The sequence below is a fragment of the Parachlamydia sp. AcF125 genome (assembly GCF_018342475.1).
Lineage (GTDB): Bacteria > Chlamydiota > Chlamydiia > Chlamydiales > Parachlamydiaceae > Parachlamydia.
In genome coordinates this window covers 278924-295618 of sequence record NZ_JAEMUD010000001.1, presented here as the reverse complement: position 1 = coordinate 295618, position 16695 = coordinate 278924, and the positions used below count along the sequence as shown (strand labels likewise).

The window sequence follows — 16695 nt, the reverse complement described above, 5'->3', positions numbered from 1 at the left end:
TATTTGTTAGCCTTCCACTGCTTTTAACTTAAGAGGGCAGCCCTTAAAATAGCAATTTGCTATTTTTTGCAAAGAAATTTTGCTATGCGTGCTAAAGTCTCTTCTCAAATTTCCTTACACGTCTCCACAGAAGTTGCCTTAAGGAGCCTGTTTTTAAATGTAGGCTTTTGCAGGAAAGGTGGCAATAAACCTAATGCCTCGAATTTTGGCTGATCATTTGTAGCGTATCGCTTATATAAGGCGGCCTAGCTGCAGCAATTTTTAGCTAGCTATGCCTTTTCCATGCTTCGTATGAGCAGGGCGTTTTAATAGGACTAAAGCTGCCTGGTAAGAAGCAGTTCGGACTAAAGGCGCCTTTAAGTATTTTGCTACGGGGAGAGGTGGCAAGCAAAATTGGAAATCGATCCTCTTTTAAGTATGTAAAGAGTGCGGGGCTTGAAAAGGGTAAAAAAGAAAGGCTGCAAAAAGAAAAATTAGCTGCTTAGGGTTTGCTAAAATCCCTCCTTAGCAAAAAAAATTTACCATAAAGCATTAAAAAATTCGGTGGCCACATTCTTATAGTTGGCAAAAGGTAGGGTGCGGCAAATTCTGCCTCGATCCCATAAGAGAACTTCCAAGGCAGATAGTGAAAAAGAGAAGATTTTCAAAGAGAATCGCCTGCTGGTGTCAAACTAAATACAAAGTATTTTAGGGTTTCAATGCTCTCTCAGTGATTTTGAACTCGAATGGAATAGGGTTGTCGTAATCCTTCAAATCCTTTGCTTCGGGCGAGAGAGCAGCTGTATAAAGGTCTATTATCCCATCTTTCTAAATATCGCTATTGCCACCGCACTGCAGATGACGCATAGACTAGCAATAGATAATGAGTTGTTTAGGACTTGCTCAGAAGATGGGCTAGATAAGGCTAACTTTTCATCAGAAGAAGAAGGAAAGGCGTTTTCTACCGCTTTCTTGGTTTGTTGCAACACGGACCACCTATAATTTGGCAAAGCTTTATATTTCCTCAGGTGCGTATGTTTTTCAAGCACTTCTTCTTTGCTAAAATAATCTTGAATTTTATTTTCAATTACTCCTACTAAGCTATTAATTAATAAGTTTTTTTCTTCCAGAGTGTGGATTTCTGAAATTCCTAAACGCTGGGCTTGTTCTTTCACAGCTTCTTCTTTAAGCGAAGGACCCACAATTTTGCGAAAAACTTCTCCTTTTAATCCATCAACTCCCATTTCTTCCTCCTGATCATTTATTTAGTGAATTAACTCAAGCCTGTAGCGCTAATCATAAACTAATTTTATTTAAAAGTAAATAAATAAATCAAACTAGTCAGGAGGAAGGAGGCTTGGGGATTTCATAAGAAACTGGCAGACGTTTTTAAAATAAACCTCTTTTAAAATTCACGAGTTAGTTCCAAATAGTAAATAAATCCCTGCAGTCAAATTGAACCGAAGAAAAAACTTTTAGGTAACTAAACATATTCCAAGCCATTCTTCCAGAGCGCTTTACAGTCTGGTAAAGCAAATCAGGCTATTTGATTAATGAGCCTTTAGCCCATTTGGCTGTTTTGGAGGGACCCGTATTCTCCCCCTCCAACTTTGGCTTATATAAAAATAGGTGCTAACTTCTCGCCTACGCGAGAGGTAAAGTGAATGCTTGCTCTGGCATTTTATTTTCTAAAGTTAATCAGTTTAAACTCATTTTAATTTTCAAATTTCGAGCTTACAAAAAGAAATAGTAAAATCTAGCTTATTTAAATAAATATTTTAAAAAATCTTTTTTAGGGTTATTATTAAAATAAAAATTAAGCTTTTTCTCAGGAGCAAAAATGTCTATAAATAATATAAGCAATCACGTGTTTAATTCTACCGTTAGCAGAATCGATCATTTTCCTTCAATTGCCACTCCTGGGGAAAGGGTAATAGAAAAGGTGAGAACAGTTTCTAAAGCGGTTTTTTCGGAAGCAAGAAAGCTTCCTAGCGAGCACCCCAAAGTTTTTTTCGCTTCGCTTTCCATTTCTGCAGCACTCCTTTTAGGAGGAGCTGTTTATGCTCTTTACCGCTCCAGAAAACACAATCAGCCTTTGCCACAGCCTAAGCTTTTCTTTTCTGAGAAAGAGATTGCAATAACTCAAGCCTATATAAAGGATAAAAAGTTCAGTGAAGCAGAAAAATATGTGGAGAAGATTGTTGATACTTTTCTTTCGTCCAACGAAATTGTCAAACAATTAGGGGAAGAAAGCAGGGAAAGCTTTAGTGCTCATTTGGCTAAGAGAATATACGACGTAGCTAGCATACCAGGAGCCTCAAAAAGCTCGCAGATTAAAATGGTGGAAAATATCCTCTCTAATTTCTCCTCTTTTCTTGGTCAAATAAAAAGAAGAGCCGAGACCGATAGTAGAAAGGGAAAATTAGCGTATTTAGGAGTAGAAGGAAACGCGAGACTTACAGAAATGGTGGCTTTAGGAAAGGAGACTCACTGCAAGGGAAAAATTCCTTTTAAGTTAATTTTTAGCAATGACGAAGAGCGTGTAGAGCTTGTTTATAAACCTCGCTCTATGTTAGCCGAGCTATTAGTATGTGATGAGCAGAGGGGGCTATTAAAAAATTTTGGGTTTGGGACTTATAAAGTCCTGGATTATGAAGAGGAGGGGGAAGGATCAGATCGTTTCTATGGCTATTGCGACCTTCTTAAAAATGAACGCGAAGATAATACCCTTGATAGTCGAGAGGAACTACACGATTACTTTACAAAGCTATGCATGCTAGATAAAATTGCTGAACATTTAGGAATTTCTGATTTGCATTATCAAAACATCCTAGTTTCTAATAAGTCCCCTTATTTAATTGATTTAGAAGTATTTTTAATTCCTAACTTTGAGACAGCAACAAGCTGTATTTTTTCAAAAGAGGACGGCGCAGCGTATTATTTTGATGCTTCTGATGGGGAAGAACCTTCTCTTCAGGGGTTAAATCGTCTTTGGTTCACTGCTAATTACCAAGAAGAAGTGTTTAAAGGGCAAAGTAGGGGCCAGCTAAATTATAGGATTACAGAAGAACACTTAAGGCTTGCAGGAATTAATGTGGACACTTTAGCAGAAACAATAGATATGCCTGAAGCGTGTGTAGGGGAAGATTATGAGGAAAGAATAGAAGAGATTCGTCAAAGCCTAGAACAAGGAAGAGGGCGGTTTGTTTTAATGAAGACGAGCGAATTATTAGGCGCTTATAGGGTGATTGATCCCTCTCAAGAGGAAGCAGTGGAAATTTTTTTAGATGATATAAAAAAGGAGGTTGAGAAATTGCACTTCACTTTTCATAGCGATAATGTAGACCAAATAAAAGCACAAATTAGAGAAGATTTTTTTAATCGGGACATCCCCGTTTTTTACTATGATAGCCAAACGTCTTGCCTTTATTATCAAGATGTTATAATTGGAAGGCCAAGCGATAGTTAGGGTTTAACCCGTGAGGAACTCTGTGTTAAGGTTCAATATAGCCAACTTGATTTAGGCAACGTTTATTCCATATAAATGAGTTTTAAAGTAGGAAAGAAAGGTCTTTTTTTGGATAAGCTCGAGCAGACTAAGCCCGTCTTTTGCACTTGCTGCATTGACCAAGCCTCCTAACAGATTTCCCTCCCCTACAACTTTGGCTTATATAAAAATAGATTTTATTTTCTCGCAGGTACTCTAGTATTCTAAGCCCTGCATTTTCCAGGCTAAGCTTTTTTTCTTCCGCTTTTTATAAAATTGGCCTAAATGTTCACCCTCCTCTTAAGGAGAGATTGCTTAACACTCGCTAGATGACTAAATTTTTACTCATCTAGGTCCCTTTCCTATTTCCAATTTTTTGGACCTAGCTCACCTAAATCAAGCGAACCTACTATTGAGTTCCTATTTCAGGGGATTTTAGTTGCTGAGCTTTTGGAAAAAATTTTGCACTTGTTTTAATAGTAAGCCTTAAAAGCAATTGCACTTTGCTCGTTTTTGCGAGAAAATCTGCTTCTGTATGCCCAAGTTACTTTCAATCTCCGCCCCCAAACAACTAAAATTTAGGTTAAGAGGTTTTTTAAAGTTAGGCTTTTGCGGCAAAGATGGCAACAAAAAATAAGGGGGCTTTTAGCTATGCATTTTCAACGCCTGTGGGGAGAGGGGAGTGGAGGTTTGGCAAAAAGGATAGCCGGTGCTGGCTTGTTAGCCGTTTCTTCAATATCCTAGCGACAAAGCGGCAGAAGTTGGGAGGGGTGGATTTTTTACCTTTACCGCACAAGAGGGGTGTTAACTCAATTAGCGGAAAAGAAATTTTCTGAGAGGACTTCTTCTTGTTACTCTCAACAGGAGACTCTCACGAAATTTTTAATGCCGCCTAAAATATTTTGGGCGTCTGATGGAAGGAACTGAGTAATCTCTAGGTACCTTCAATTTTAGGCGAGGGATCTGTCATGTAAAGCCATTATTCCATCTTACTAAATATAGCCATAGCTACCGCACTGCAAAGGAGAAGGGCACCCCCAATAGGGTATAATTTATCTAACGTTTGTTTGGAAGAGGTGTTAGAGAGAAGGTTTTCATCGGCAGAATAAGGATAAATGGTTTCCACGGCTTTTTCTGTTTGTTCCAGCACGCACCACTTATAAGGAGAGGAAGAGTTATAGTATTGAAGATGTTTATATTTCTCAAAAACCTCTTTTTTCTTAAGGTAATCGGAAATTTTAGCTAGAATTTCTTGCGCTAAGCTATTAATTAATAAATTTTTTTCTTCTAGAGACTTGATCTCTGAAATTCCTAAAGATGTTGCTTTTTCTTTTACAGTTTTTTCTTCAAGATAAGGACCAACAATTTCACGGAAAATTTCTGCTTTTAACAAATCAACACCCATTTTTGCCTCCTCTTTGTTTAATTAATTAGCTTGATTCTGTGGGAGTAAATTGTAATTTAAATTTAATTTAAATGCAAATAAACATAATAAGAGCCTATCCCGATATTCGATTGATCCAAAATAGGATAAGGCCAAAACTTAAAAAGCCCTTCCAATATTTCAGTCTTCTTTCCCAACGGACAACCAGCCTTCTAAATTTCCTTTGGAGCCAAGCTATCGCTCTTTCGACTTGCCAACGCTTTCTTAACACCCATGAAGCGATCTTTTTCCAGCTTTCCTGCTTTCCTATCTTCCTATACGGAATCAAGGGATAGATTTTTCTTTTAAGCAGCTTTTCTCTTAGCTCCCTAGAATCATACCCTTTATCTGCTTCAAAAATGGGGAATAAGCCCATTTCTTTAGAGAATGTAGCCACCAGGCCATCCACTGAATCAAGTAACTTTTCTACTTGCTGTCTCTCATCTCCCTTAGCACCGGTTATTTCAAATGCCACCTAACTTCCTTCGTTATCTACTAATAGGTGGGTTGTGACTCCTTTTCCCTTGTAGCCATAGTCAACCAGCTCACCTCCTCCCTTCTTCCTTCTCCGCTGAAAAAAAAACATCCGCAGCAAGGCGATCCCAATCTAGCATTCCTTCTAAATGGGCAATTTCAAGCAGAGCTGATAAAATTTTATTAAGGGTGCCATCTTTTTGCCAAAGTCCTAACCATCTATGAGAAGCAGATCTTGATCCCCATTGTTCTCCAATGGGAACATCAGCCCAACGGCCCCCATTAATCAAAATCCAAAAAATTGTATTGCAGACTTTCTTCCAAGGAGTATGCGGCTTGCCCGCGTAAACTTTTTCCTTAGGCATAAAGGGTTCTAAAATCTCCCATTGAGCATCTGTCAATCCTTCAAATCTTCCTGCCATGTTGTGTCTCCTTTCTTTATCAGAAAGATATCTTAAACGGCGGTCTAATTTTTTTGAATATCGGGATAGGCTCAAGATCCAGAACCAATTAACCGAAGTAAATTCAAAAATTGGCAGCAGGAGCTCCAATTGACCTGAATTTATCTCTGAAAATATGCAACGATGTTTTGATATAAGGATAAGTATGCTCTTGCAAATGGGCTTCAAGCTGTCGAGACTGTTTATGGGAAAGCTTTTCCAAAGAACCGCCATTCTGAGGTTTTAACTTTTTAGAAATTTTATATTTTTCAATATGATTTCGGATGGCTTCATCGGAGAGCAATAAAGCTTCAGCGATTTGTGGGAAAGACCACCCCTTATCGTGAAGCAGTACGGCTTTGATACTATCGCAAACGTGCTTATCACGTTCTTTTTTATGCTGAGCACGTAGCCGTTGTCTCTCTTCATCTGTTAAAAAGTTCATGTGCCTAATTTTGAATGCAATGAAAATTTTTTGAAAGAAAAATTTCATTCACAAATGTTATATTTTGATTTTGAGAGACTGTTGCTAGACTAGCATAAATTACTTAATCTCTTAAACATTATTCTACAAATTCTCAAATAGATTATATCCAAGCTTGTATCCGTGATTAACCCTTAATCCTTGGCTAGCTGTCGAAATTTTCCTAGCCAAGCAAAAGTTCTTTCAACAATCCATCTGAGGAAAATCGTGGGGCAGGCTCCTCCATTGGCATCCCGCGCGACAAATCGCTCAGGTAGCTAAGTCGTTTCTTATTTTTCATAGTATTGCTCCTTGTGAGAACAATTAGAACAATTACTATATATCAATTAAAATTTTCATAGACGGTTTTTAAGAGCTCCACAGAAGGGAAAGCCTCCCTAGAAAGTCGTTTATATATCAGTAGCCTATGTGAGTGCTTCTGAATTGCTTAAGATAACTAGAGAGCATTGGGGTGTTGGAGATACCTGCAAGGAATGGTTGATACTCATTTTAAAGAAGAGGTAGGGCAGGTGCGCAAAAATTCGAACTTGCAATAAGAAATAATTGTAAAATCTATTAATTATAAATAAATATTTTAAAATATAGTTTTTAAAATTATAATTAAAATAAAATTTAGTAAATTACATAAGGAGTCAAAAAATGCCTAGAGACATCCCAGGCAATTTGCCTATAAACAACTCAAGCCCTCTCTCTTTTAGTTCTCCCGTTGCAATAACCCCTCATTTTTCTCTGATTACACTTCCTAGGCAAGCAATTATAGAAAAGGTAAAAGTTGTTTCTACCGTTGTTTTTTCGAAAGCCCAAAATATTCCTAGGGAGCATCCCAAAATTTTTCTCGCTTCGCTTACTGCCACAGGTTTATTGGGAGGGGCTTATATTTTTTATCTCTACAGGAAACAAAATCAGCCTTTATTTCCTGCAAAAGAACTTGCAAAAATTCAAGCCTACATCAACTCTGGACAAGACAGAGAAGCGAAAATGTATGTGGAAAAAAAAGTTCACGCTTTTCTCTTGTCAAATAGGATTGTCGCCCAGTTAGGGGAAAAAAGCAAGAATAGCCTTAAAGCTCATTTGTCCGAAAAAATATACGAGGTAAGTAGTATGGAAGGAGCGTTAGAAAGCTCTCAGATTAAAATGATTGAAAGCATCCTCTCTAACTTCTCATCCTTGATTAGTCAAATAAAAAAAAGAGTAGATATCGATAGTAGACAGGAAAAATTGGAGTATTTAGGAATAGCAGGAGGCGAGACGCTTAGAGAAATGGTGGCTTTAGGAAAGGAGACTCACTGCAAAGGAAAAATTCCTTTTAAGTTAATTTTTAGCAATGGTCAAGAGCTTATTTATAAACCTCGCTCTATGTTACCCGAGCGATTATTGTGTGATAAGAGGGAAGGATTATTAAAAAATTTTGGGTTTGGGACTTATAAAGTGCTTGATTGTGAAGATGAGGAGGGGGGACCTGACTGTTTCTATGGCTATTGCGAAGTTCTTGAAAATGTACCCGACAATAATACCATTGATAGTCGGGAAGAGCTACTTATTTACTTTAAAAAATTATGTGTGTTAGAAAAAATTGCTGAAAGGTTAGGGCTCTCTGACTTGCATTATCTAAACATTATAACTTCTAATAAATCTCCTCATTTAATTGATGCAGAAGTATTTTTAATTCCTGATTTCGAGAAAGCTGGAAGCGGCATTTTCTCACCAGCTGATGGAGCAGCGTTTCATTTTGATGTTTCTCATGGGAGAAATCCTTCTTGGAGAGGATTAAATCGCCTTGTGTTTACTGATAGTTATCGAAAAGAAATTTTAGAAAAAGCAGAGAGGGACGAGCTTTCCCAGAAAGAAGATAGGGACGAGCTTGCCCGGCTTTTTGACTACGAGATTACAGAGGAACACTTAAAGCTCGCAGAGATTGATGTAGAAGACTTATTAGGAAGAATAGATATATCTGAAGAATGTGAAGAGGGGGTGTATGAGGAAAGAATAGAAGAAATTCGTCAAACTTTAGAAGAAAAAAGAGGGCGGTTTATTTTATTGAGAACGACCTCTTTAACAACTCTTTCTCCCCGGGTTGATCCCGCTCAAGAAAATACAATGAAAGCTTTTTTAGACGCTATGAAAGACGCGGTCGAAAAACAGCAATTCACTTTTCATGACGATAACTTAGATCAAATAAGAGAACAAGCTAGGGTAGATTTTTTTAATAGAGACATCCCCGTTTTTTACTATGATAGCCAAACGTCTTGCCTTTATTATCAGGATGTCTTGATTGGAAGTCGAAGCTTGCAGGAGTCAACTAGTGCGTAAAGCTCGGGGAGTAAGAAGTCAATTAAGGTTCAATATAGCCAACTCGATTTAGGCAACGTTTATCCCATTTATTGAGCAAGGCTTCGGTTGGATAATGAAAATCTTGTGAAAGTTCGAAGGCTTCTCGAGGAGCCGGTAGCCCCGTAATTTTTTCCAAAATTTTTCTATCTTGAGCAAGCAGCGCAGCTCGAACGGTTTCAGGGCTTGCTTCTCCCTTGTCGTTTTTTAAAGGAGCAAAGCAATCTTCCCGCCTATATAGGAGGCCCTTAACTCGGGAAGTTTCAGGCAAAAGATCAAAAATGAAGGTTTCAAACTTCCAAGCATTCTGAAAAGTAGGAAGAGACTTTTCCCCACTCGTGTTCAAGCACTTGGCAGGTTTCCAATTCACATGTAAAGGCAACGTTTTGCCTGTGTCGACGTATTTTTTAATAAAATCCATTGAGAAGCAAAATAGGCTGATATTGGCACAAGGGTGTTTTAACTGCCCATTTGGCAGGCGAGCTTCCCTTTCATGAGGGGGAACTTCCGTATATTCAATCACTTCCGTTTTCCCTTCTTTTTTGACAATGATTCCCACTTTTTCTTGAGTATTCAGACGAGGAATGCACTTAATGGAGATTTCTAGATTTTGGTCGGCATGAAAACCGACCAGCTCTGCATCGAAGGGGTCTGCCAAAGGGTTATCAATTAAAATATAGTTCACCCACTGCACTTCTTGATTGTGCCATTTTTCCCAAATTCCACTTTTATAGAAATGAACTAAAGACATGCCGTTACCATCTGGGCCAAAAGCAATCCGGTCGATTTCTTCTAGAAAAAGAGATCCTCTATCGTCTAAAAAAGGAAGCATTCCTTGAGAGAAAAAAGAGAGCTGATCTGCTGAAAGGCCAAAATAGTGGTGACGGTCAAAAAAATGGAGGGTTTCTTGGTGGTTAAGTGGCGAAGTCATAATAGCTAGAGGAAGAGCTGTTCCCCCTTGCTTGCTAGCGGCTAAAGTTTTTTCCGCAAATAGCTGAAATAGGCTTTTACGTTGAATAAGGGAAATAGGGAATATCCCTTTCGGCCCATCTATCTTTAGGCGTGTCCCTTGCCCTCCAGCGACAATCAGGCATCCTACTTTCCCCTCAGCAATTAGAGCTTGCCCTTCTGCTTTTAAGAGAGGATTGCCTGCTTCTTGATAGTCATGAAAAGAAGAGAGGGGGGTAGAATGGCTTTGGGGAGGGTTTTGAATAGCTTTTTTTTGTTGGTGAAAAACAGCGATATCGATTGCTTCAATCTGCTTCGCAAGTATTTTTTTAGAATCTTCAGAAAGGTTGTTCCAATTTTTTAATAAATGCTGCTGCTCTATTAAAGTTAATTTTTCCATTATCGATGGATTTTTCATAATCGGAAGTTAAAGGCCATCCCTGAAAATAGAATAAAAGCATCCATACAGTTCACGCGAGTTTGGCTCGTTGTATTTAGGGGTGAAGGGTTTAATAAAATTGCTAGAATAGGGAGCGCAAAGTTTTTCTGCAAAGACAAAAAGTTTGGGGAAATATTTTTTCAATAGGGGCACATTAAGTGTTTTGCCATTTTATTTGAATCCTTTTGCTTGAACTTTATTTTAAAGTTTTTAGGTAATTAACCGTAAGAAAGTTGCCTGCTCGGATGGAAAGGGGCGGATGGAAAGGGATGATTGAGTTTGAATTCAAAGGAAATATCGATTATAGCTATGAATGAAGTGATTTATTAATTTGGGAGGGCTTATGAAAAAATTTCTATGTGGATTTTTTTTATTGTTGATCACAGCATCTCTACAAAGCGATGAATCAAACGATAGCAAAGTAGGTTGTAAAGAGGAAGAGGAATTGCAAGCTGCTTCCCCTTGTTATCCTGCTAGAGTTTACGCCCTGCGACGCTATGAGTCTGAAGGGGAGGTTCGTCCTACAGATACTTCTTGGGCCGGTAAAAGAGAAGACGATTTTTACGATAGTCTGACTCACTGAAAAGGCTTTCTAAAATAAATTTTTTGCCTATTTTCCCCCTGTGTCGTGTAACTGAAGGTTGCTTTATTTCTTTTTTTTTATTAATCTTATTCAGTAAATCATCGATTGATTAAAAAAGAGAAGAGAATGAAAGCATTCAAGCAGGCCCAATCCTGGGAACTGGACATTGTGGATTTTTCAAAAAAGGGGAATGGAAAGGGGATTTTAAAAAATGAGGAACAGAACAATCTTTCCCTTGAAGTGCCTTTTTCTATTCCCGGCGATCGAATTAAAGCATTAGTTCAGTTTAAAAGGAGAGCGAAAAAGCAACTGGGCAAGCTTGAAGAGGTGCTCAAACCGTCTCCTTCTCGCATTCCTGCCAAATGTAGCCACTTTGGGACCTGCGGAGGATGCCGATGGCAGCAATTAGAGTACGAAAAGCAGCTGCAAATTAAAGAGCAAAACATTCGGACCTTATTTGCCCCTTTTCTAACCCCCCATGTTCAATTTTTGCCGATTGTTCCCTGCCAGAATCCATGGCAATTTCGCAATAAAATGGAATTTTCCTTCTCCACTGATTTGTCTCAAAATAAATATTTGGGATTAATCATGGATTCAAGCCGAGGAAAAGTTTTTAATCTAACTGAATGTCACTTAACTCACAGCTGGTTTGTGGAGGCTTTAAAAGCTGTTAGAGAATGGTGGGAATCGTCCAAGCTAGATGCTTATCATCATTATCGTAATACAGGATCCCTCAGAACTTTAACCCTTCGAGAAGGGCAAAGAACAGGGGATCGAATGATCATTTTGACAGTGTCAGGTAATGCTGATTATGCCTTGCATAAAAGCGATTTAGAATTTTTTGTGGCTATTCTTCGCCAACGCCTTGAGCCAGAACGTCCAGAATGCCATTTAAGTATCTTCTTACGCATTCAGCAAATTGCAAAAGGGATGGCGACCCAATTTTACGAAATGGTGCTCTATGGTCCCGATCACATCCGCGAAATACTTTACATTCAAAGCCATTCAAAAGAGCAGCCTATCCCTTTAGAATTTAATATAAGCCCGTCCGCCTTTTTTCAACCGAACACACGTCAAGCAGAGCAACTTTATTCGCTGGCTCTCCAATTATCCTCTATTTCTAGCCCCCTTACGATATACGATTTATATTGTGGAACTGGAACATTCAGTATATGTTTATCAAAGCTTGCAAAAACTGTGGTCGGCGTTGAGATTTGCCCAGAAGCTGTATTAGATGCGCAGTCAAACGCAGCTAAAAATGGTTGTACAAATGTATATTTTTTATGCGGAGCTGTGCATGAGCAGCTACACAAAATTGCAGAAAAAAACCTTTTTCCTATGCCCGATTTAGTAGTGGTTGATCCCCCACGGGCTGGGTTAGATCCGCACGCTTTGCAGCAACTAATCCAGTTAAATCCTAAAAAGATTTTGTATGTATCTTGCAATCCGATAACGCAAGCTGATAATATTTCGAATTTAATTTCTCAAGGGTATCGTCTTGAGATCGTACAGCCTGTGGATCAATTTCCTCATACAATCCACATCGAAAATATTGCTATATTAACAAAAGATGAAAAATAGAAATCTATTCATAAAAAGAAGAAGTATAAAATAAATCCCTGATTCTATGGAAAAGTTAAATTTCACTCTTAAAGCCAAATTTGGAAGGGTTCACAAATCGCAAAGAAATTTCTTTTTTAGTAGACAAAGCATAAGATATACTTCTTTTTATGAAGAGAGCTTAAGCAGAGAATTAGGAAACCATTATGTCATCACTTAAATTTACTGTTCATAAAACTGAAGCTAATTGCCAAGCGCGCCTGGGGTTGCTAAAGACGGCTCATGGGGATATTGAAACACCCGTCTTTATGCCTGTAGGAACTCGAGCAGCCGTCAAAACATTGACCAACCAGCAACTCATCGATATTGGAGCGCAGATCATTTTAGGAAATACTTACCATTTGATGCTTCGACCTAACCTGGATATCATGTCAAAAGCCGGGGGATTGCACCGTTTTATGAATTGGGATCGCCCCATTTTAACTGATTCAGGTGGATTTCAGGTTTTTTCATTGGCCAGTTTGAATCAGGTAGCGAATGAAGGAGTTTATTTTCAGTCTCATATTGATGGCTCGCAGCTTTTTTTAGGGCCGACTGAAAGTATGCAAATTCAAAGGGTGCTCGGGGCCGATATCGTGATGACCTTTGACCAATGCTCTCCCTATCCTTGTGAAAGAAGCAAGATGGAGCAGGCTTTAGATCGTACCCACCTTTGGGCAAAAGTATGCCGCGATTTTGAGCTGCAACCTTACCAAAATCTTTTCGGAATCGTTCAAGGTGGCGTATATCCTGATTTGCGTCGACAGTCCGCCGAAATGTTAAGCAGCTTAAACTGTGAAGGCTATGCAATTGGGGGATTGGCTGTGGGAGAGCCTAGCGATATTATGAATGCGATGATTGAGCATACGGTGCCTTGCTTGCCAAGCCATAAACCTCGCTATTTGATGGGGGTGGGTACGCCTCGCAATATTATTGAAGCGGTTATGCGAGGCGTGGATATGTTTGACTGTGTGATGCCCACGCGGAATGCGCGCAATGGGACAGCCTTTACATGGTCAGGTAAACTCACTATAAAAGCTGGACGCTACGCGGATGATTTTACCCCTTTGGACCCAGAGATTGATTGCTATACTTCGCAATTTTCCAAAGCCTACATCCGCCACTTGTTAAATGTGGATGAGATTACAGGATTAACACTTGTTTCCATGCAAAATTTAGCCTTTTATCTTGATTTCATGGCTAAATTGCGGCAAGCTATTCGAAATGATACTTTAAATGAATATTACCAAAAAATTTGCGCCATTTACCCTAATTAAAGCGCGTTTACCCGCAAGGAATGCATTTCATGAAAAAGACCCTTTATTTTTTAATCATGGCTCAATTGATGATCGTGGAAAGTGGGCTGTTTGCGGCTAATGAAGAAGATCTTCCTCCTTCGAGAGATCAAAGTTTTTGGCAAACGCTTGTCATGATAGGTGTCTTGCTTGCGTGCTTTTACCTCATTTTATGGCGGCCAGAGCAAAAACGGAGAAAAGCTCTGGAAGAGCAGCGCAATGCCTTAAAAAAAGGAGATCGCGTTGTGGCTATGGGGATTGTGGGGACAATTGACAAAATTCTCGAGCAGACGGTGATTCTTCGAATGGTGGACGGTTCAAAAATTGAAGTTATCAAAGCAGGGATTACAGAAGTTCTTTCTGCAACACCTGTTGAAGAGCTCAAGGATGAAAAGAGCGACTAAATAACCTAGAGCTTGAGCTTTTTCTTCCTGATTTTTAGCCGCTTTTAAAGTAAGCGGCTGGCTATTTTCTTCGAAAAAATCGTGCCGGTGAGGACGAAACATTCTGGAGATAGACGAGCAAATACCCAAAATTTAGATCAAATATGTTTTAGAGTGGCTGTAATCAACGTGGCCAAATCAATGTCAGGGGAATATTCTTTCAAAGTTTTTTGGATAGCTTGCTTAGCTACAGCCTGATTATAACCTAAATGGATAAGAGCGTTGAGAGCATCTACAATTGTCTGACTTTTTTCTGAAAGAGGGGAAGCTGCCACTGCTTCCACAGCTGGATGAACCCCCGTTTTAGTAAGTTTATCTTTCAATTCGACGATTAAGCGTTCTGCTGTTTTTTTACCTACGCCAGGTACTTTAGAAAGGGCAGTTATGTCGTGGCTATAGATAGCTGCGCTCAATTGAGTAGAGGAGAGGTATCCAATTAAGGCAACAGCCGTTTTGGGTCCTATGCCTGAAACAGTGAGTAGAGTTTCAAATAGTTCTCGCTCTTCAGCTGAGAAAAAACCAAATAACGTGTGAGATTGTTCGCGAATTACAAAGGAAATATAGAGTTTCACACTTTGTCCGATTGCCGCTAATTTACCAAAAGTGCTAGTTGGAATAAAAATCTTATAACCGATACCTCCCGCTTCAATCACAACAGAGGTAGGGGAAGCAGCAATTAAAACTCCCTTTAAATAGTCATACATGGTGAGTCCTTAAATCAAAGCTCAGAAAAGGCCTGTTTATTTTTATGAGAATACATATAGCATAAGGTTAAAGCCAAAGCATCGGCAGCATCTGGAGGAGGCATTTGATTCAAACGAAATTGGTTTTGAATCATGGCTTGAACTTGGTGTTTGCTTGCATGGCCATATCCTACAGCAGCTAATTTAACTTGAGTAGGAGGATATTCGTAAATAGGAATCTGATATTTTTTGGCTGCGATGATGATAGCACCCCGAGCCATTCCTAGCTTAATTCCACTTTGGGGATTTGCTTTACTTGCAAATTGCGTCTCTACTACAAGGGCATCTATTGCATGCTTTTCTAACAAATGCGCGATACCCTCGTAGATAATGAAGTAACGATCGCTAAGTTTAAGAGAGGCTGGTGGGCGTATGCATCCATAATCAAGAGCAGAAAAATTAAATCCGTCGAAAGAAACGATTCCATATCCTGTGATTCTTGTCCCTGGATCAATTCCAAGAATAGTTTTTAAAGTCTTAGTCAAAAAAAGTATCTCTAGGTTTGGAAAATGCGTAATCTTTCAAATCAAAAAGTGAAGGTTCACTTATTTGCTTTGGCTCATGGTTAAACGATAAGGAAACATTCTTTTCTGTTTCTGTCGGGGGTAATAAAGGAGAGCCAATTAAGGCTTCCAAATTTTTTAAAATGGTTTGCATTTGATTGTGCTTTATCTCAACCGTTTTAAGCTCTTCATTCCGTATCTCTGCTTTTTGCCATTTTTCATGCATTTCAAGGTATTGTTGCTCCCATTGTTTGGCTCGTTTTTCTAGTTGAGCCTCGACTTGTTTAGACGCATCGATTTTCTGTTGAAGCTCCACGATTTTTTCCTCATCATGCCGATGAGTATTTTCCATTCCTTGAAGGTTTAATTTTTGCTCTTCATAGCTTTCTTGATACAAAGCAATTTCTCTTACCTTTTTAGCGAGATGAAGTTCAGCTGATTGCAAGCTTGCTTCAAGTTCTTGAATTTGGGCTTGTAAAGTCACTAGAATCTGGTCGTGTTTTTGTTTTTCTTCTGTATGGGCATTAAGGGACTGCTGGATCTCTTTAAGCTTGATTTCTTTTTCTTTGAGCAGCTCTTGAGATTGTGCTAGCTGAGAGCTTATGGCAAGGTGAGCAAGTGCCGCTTGGTCTGTATGGGATTGTAATTGTTCCACTTCTTCTTTTAATTGAGTAAATTTTGTCAAAATCTCATGACTTTGGGCTTTCACCTGATGGGAAAGTTGGGTTTCTTTTTGCAAAGCAGCCTCCAGCTCAGTTTTCACATGCTGCAGTCCGGCCGCCTCCTCTCGAAGTGAGCGTTCACGATCTTTATAGGTGTCTAGTTCTTGTTGGATTTCTTGAAGTTTTCTTTCGGCCTCATAGACATGATTTTTGAGTGCGGAAAATTGATCGCTTAGAGCAGCAACTTCTTCTAAAGCTTCCGTTTTAGCCTGCTGTTCCTCGGCTAATAGAGACTTAACATGCTCTTTTTCAGAAGTAGTTTCTAAAAGCAAGTCTTGAGATTTTTGATAATCTTCTTTAAGCTGGCGGGCCTCTAAGTTAGCTTCTTCCAATCTTTCCCTAAGAAAATGGATCACTCTGTCCAACTGCTCGGCATGCTTATGACTTTCTGATAAACGTTTCTCCAACATTTTTTTATCGTCATTCTGGCTATTTATTTTTTGCATCTGCTTAAGCTGGCTATTTTCCTCTTGGAGTAAAGCAAAACTGTCGTCATAGTGCTCAAGCTGCTGAAGAGCTAGATCAAGTTTTCTTTGGATTTCGTGTTGTTCACTTTGATGTTTTTCAATGAGCTGTTGAATTGAAAGTAAATTTTTTAGCTTAATTTCATTATTTTCTTCAGTTAATTCGGCCTGTGCTTGCAAGTGAGGGGACTCTTGCGCAAGGTCGTAAACCTGGGGGCTTGGCTGGGAAAAATCTTCCAAGACACTTTGTACTTCTTCTTCTGTATGGTTTTTTTTATTCAACTCTACACTCCAATGTAACAACGTCGCTTTGTGGAAAGATAAGGATTTGCCCATAGAAG

Annotated in this window: 15 protein-coding genes; 6 read left to right on the top strand and 9 right to left on the bottom strand. The window is 39.0% G+C overall.

The genetic code is table 11. The features are described 5' to 3' along the window. Positions 1-794 precede the first annotated feature (794 nt). Positions 795-1223 carry a hypothetical protein gene (locus PARA125_RS01230; protein WP_213156914.1) on the bottom strand — a complete coding sequence of 143 codons (429 nt, stop codon included), beginning with the start codon at positions 1221-1223 and terminating at the stop codon, positions 795-797. A 596-nt stretch (positions 1224-1819) separates the two neighbouring features. Here PARA125_RS01230 and PARA125_RS01225 point away from each other — a divergent pair. Beyond that, complete coding sequence (locus PARA125_RS01225) at positions 1820-3448, top strand: DUF4135 domain-containing protein (RefSeq protein WP_213156913.1); 1629 nt, start codon at positions 1820-1822, stop codon at positions 3446-3448. 997 nt (positions 3449-4445) lie between these two features. On the opposite strand, the gene PARA125_RS01220 is transcribed toward PARA125_RS01225, so the two are convergent. The 4 genes from PARA125_RS01220 to PARA125_RS01205 all read right to left on the bottom strand — a co-directional run bounded on the left by PARA125_RS01220 (position 4446) and on the right by PARA125_RS01205 (position 6248). Next, positions 4446-4871 carry a hypothetical protein gene (locus tag PARA125_RS01220; protein WP_213156912.1) on the bottom strand — a complete coding sequence of 142 codons (426 nt, stop codon included), beginning with the start codon at positions 4869-4871 and terminating at the stop codon, positions 4446-4448. 94 nt (positions 4872-4965) lie between these two features. Continuing rightward, positions 4966-5364, bottom strand: a complete 399-nt coding sequence (locus tag PARA125_RS01215; RefSeq protein WP_213156911.1) for a transposase — start codon at positions 5362-5364, stop codon at positions 4966-4968. 70 nt (positions 5365-5434) lie between these two features. Next, on the bottom strand, positions 5435-5785 hold the full coding sequence (locus PARA125_RS01210) for a transposase (protein WP_213156910.1): 351 nt from the start codon (positions 5783-5785) through the stop codon (positions 5435-5437). Positions 5786-5888: 103 nt separating this feature from the next. After that, entirely contained in the window at positions 5889-6248 is a 360-nt protein-coding gene (locus PARA125_RS01205; protein ID WP_213156909.1) for a COG3415 family protein, read from the bottom strand. A 678-nt stretch (positions 6249-6926) separates the two neighbouring features. Between PARA125_RS01205 and PARA125_RS01200 the strand changes: the two genes are divergently transcribed. Beyond that, complete coding sequence (locus tag PARA125_RS01200; protein ID WP_213156908.1) at positions 6927-8597, top strand: DUF4135 domain-containing protein; 1671 nt, start codon at positions 6927-6929, stop codon at positions 8595-8597. Between the two features lie 22 nt (positions 8598-8619). Here PARA125_RS01200 and PARA125_RS01195 read toward each other — a convergent pair whose 3' ends face one another. Then, positions 8620-9963 (bottom strand): UTP--glucose-1-phosphate uridylyltransferase, encoded by a 1344-nt coding sequence (locus tag PARA125_RS01195; RefSeq protein WP_249274104.1) that lies wholly within the window; start codon positions 9961-9963, stop codon positions 8620-8622. A 382-nt stretch (positions 9964-10345) separates the two neighbouring features. Between PARA125_RS01195 and PARA125_RS01190 the strand changes: the two genes are divergently transcribed. The 4 genes from PARA125_RS01190 to yajC all read left to right on the top strand — a co-directional run bounded on the left by PARA125_RS01190 (position 10346) and on the right by yajC (position 13883). Beyond that, entirely contained in the window at positions 10346-10585 is a 240-nt protein-coding gene (locus PARA125_RS01190) for a hypothetical protein (protein ID WP_213156906.1), read from the top strand. A gap of 126 nt (positions 10586-10711) precedes the next feature. After that, the gene (gene rlmD, locus PARA125_RS01185; RefSeq protein ID WP_213156905.1) at positions 10712-12166 is read left to right on the top strand and encodes a 23S rRNA (uracil(1939)-C(5))-methyltransferase RlmD; all 1455 of its coding nucleotides are present in this window, start codon (positions 10712-10714) and stop codon (positions 12164-12166) included. A 185-nt stretch (positions 12167-12351) separates the two neighbouring features. Continuing rightward, on the top strand, positions 12352-13461 hold the full coding sequence (gene tgt, locus PARA125_RS01180) for a tRNA guanosine(34) transglycosylase Tgt (protein WP_213156904.1): 1110 nt from the start codon (positions 12352-12354) through the stop codon (positions 13459-13461). A 29-nt stretch (positions 13462-13490) separates the two neighbouring features. Further along, positions 13491-13883 (top strand): preprotein translocase subunit YajC, encoded by a 393-nt coding sequence (yajC, locus tag PARA125_RS01175; RefSeq protein WP_213156903.1) that lies wholly within the window; start codon positions 13491-13493, stop codon positions 13881-13883. Positions 13884-14020: 137 nt separating this feature from the next. Here the strand turns inward: yajC and ruvA are convergent, their stop codons facing one another. From ruvA to PARA125_RS01160, 3 genes are read right to left on the bottom strand one after another with little or no spacing between them, the layout of a single operon-like run. Next, positions 14021-14626 carry a Holliday junction branch migration protein RuvA gene (gene ruvA, locus PARA125_RS01170; protein WP_213156902.1) on the bottom strand — a complete coding sequence of 202 codons (606 nt, stop codon included), beginning with the start codon at positions 14624-14626 and terminating at the stop codon, positions 14021-14023. A 14-nt stretch (positions 14627-14640) separates the two neighbouring features. After that, positions 14641-15150, bottom strand: coding sequence for a crossover junction endodeoxyribonuclease RuvC (gene ruvC, locus PARA125_RS01165; RefSeq protein WP_213156901.1), 510 nt, complete (start codon positions 15148-15150; stop codon positions 14641-14643). After that, positions 15143-16636: a coiled-coil domain-containing protein gene (locus PARA125_RS01160; protein ID WP_249274103.1), complete on the bottom strand. Its 1494-nt coding sequence runs from the start codon at positions 16634-16636 to the stop codon at positions 15143-15145. Before PARA125_RS01160 ends, ruvC begins: the two co-directional genes overlap by 8 nt. Between the last annotated feature and the right edge of the window lie 59 nt (positions 16637-16695).

What these genes read in the sequence shown, in the direction of transcription:
- rlmD (WP_213156905.1), top strand. Translation starts at nt 10,712, where the DNA reads ATGAAAGCATTCAAGCAGGCCCAATCCTGGGAACTGGACATTGTGGAT.
- ruvA (WP_213156902.1), bottom strand. Translation starts at nt 14,626, where the DNA reads ATGTATGACTATTTAAAGGGAGTTTTAATTGCTGCTTCCCCTACCTCT.
- PARA125_RS01230 (WP_213156914.1), bottom strand. Translation starts at nt 1,223, where the DNA reads ATGGGAGTTGATGGATTAAAAGGAGAAGTTTTTCGCAAAATTGTGGGT.
- PARA125_RS01205 (WP_213156909.1), bottom strand. Translation starts at nt 6,248, where the DNA reads ATGAACTTTTTAACAGATGAAGAGAGACAACGGCTACGTGCTCAGCAT.
- tgt (WP_213156904.1), top strand. Translation starts at nt 12,352, where the DNA reads ATGTCATCACTTAAATTTACTGTTCATAAAACTGAAGCTAATTGCCAA.
- PARA125_RS01200 (WP_213156908.1), top strand. Translation starts at nt 6,927, where the DNA reads ATGCCTAGAGACATCCCAGGCAATTTGCCTATAAACAACTCAAGCCCT.
- PARA125_RS01195 (WP_249274104.1), bottom strand. Translation starts at nt 9,963, where the DNA reads ATGGAAAAATTAACTTTAATAGAGCAGCAGCATTTATTAAAAAATTGG.
- PARA125_RS01220 (WP_213156912.1), bottom strand. Translation starts at nt 4,871, where the DNA reads ATGGGTGTTGATTTGTTAAAAGCAGAAATTTTCCGTGAAATTGTTGGT.
- PARA125_RS01190 (WP_213156906.1), top strand. Translation starts at nt 10,346, where the DNA reads ATGAAAAAATTTCTATGTGGATTTTTTTTATTGTTGATCACAGCATCT.
- PARA125_RS01210 (WP_213156910.1), bottom strand. Translation starts at nt 5,785, where the DNA reads ATGGCAGGAAGATTTGAAGGATTGACAGATGCTCAATGGGAGATTTTA.
- PARA125_RS01225 (WP_213156913.1), top strand. Translation starts at nt 1,820, where the DNA reads ATGTCTATAAATAATATAAGCAATCACGTGTTTAATTCTACCGTTAGC.
- yajC (WP_213156903.1), top strand. Translation starts at nt 13,491, where the DNA reads ATGAAAAAGACCCTTTATTTTTTAATCATGGCTCAATTGATGATCGTG.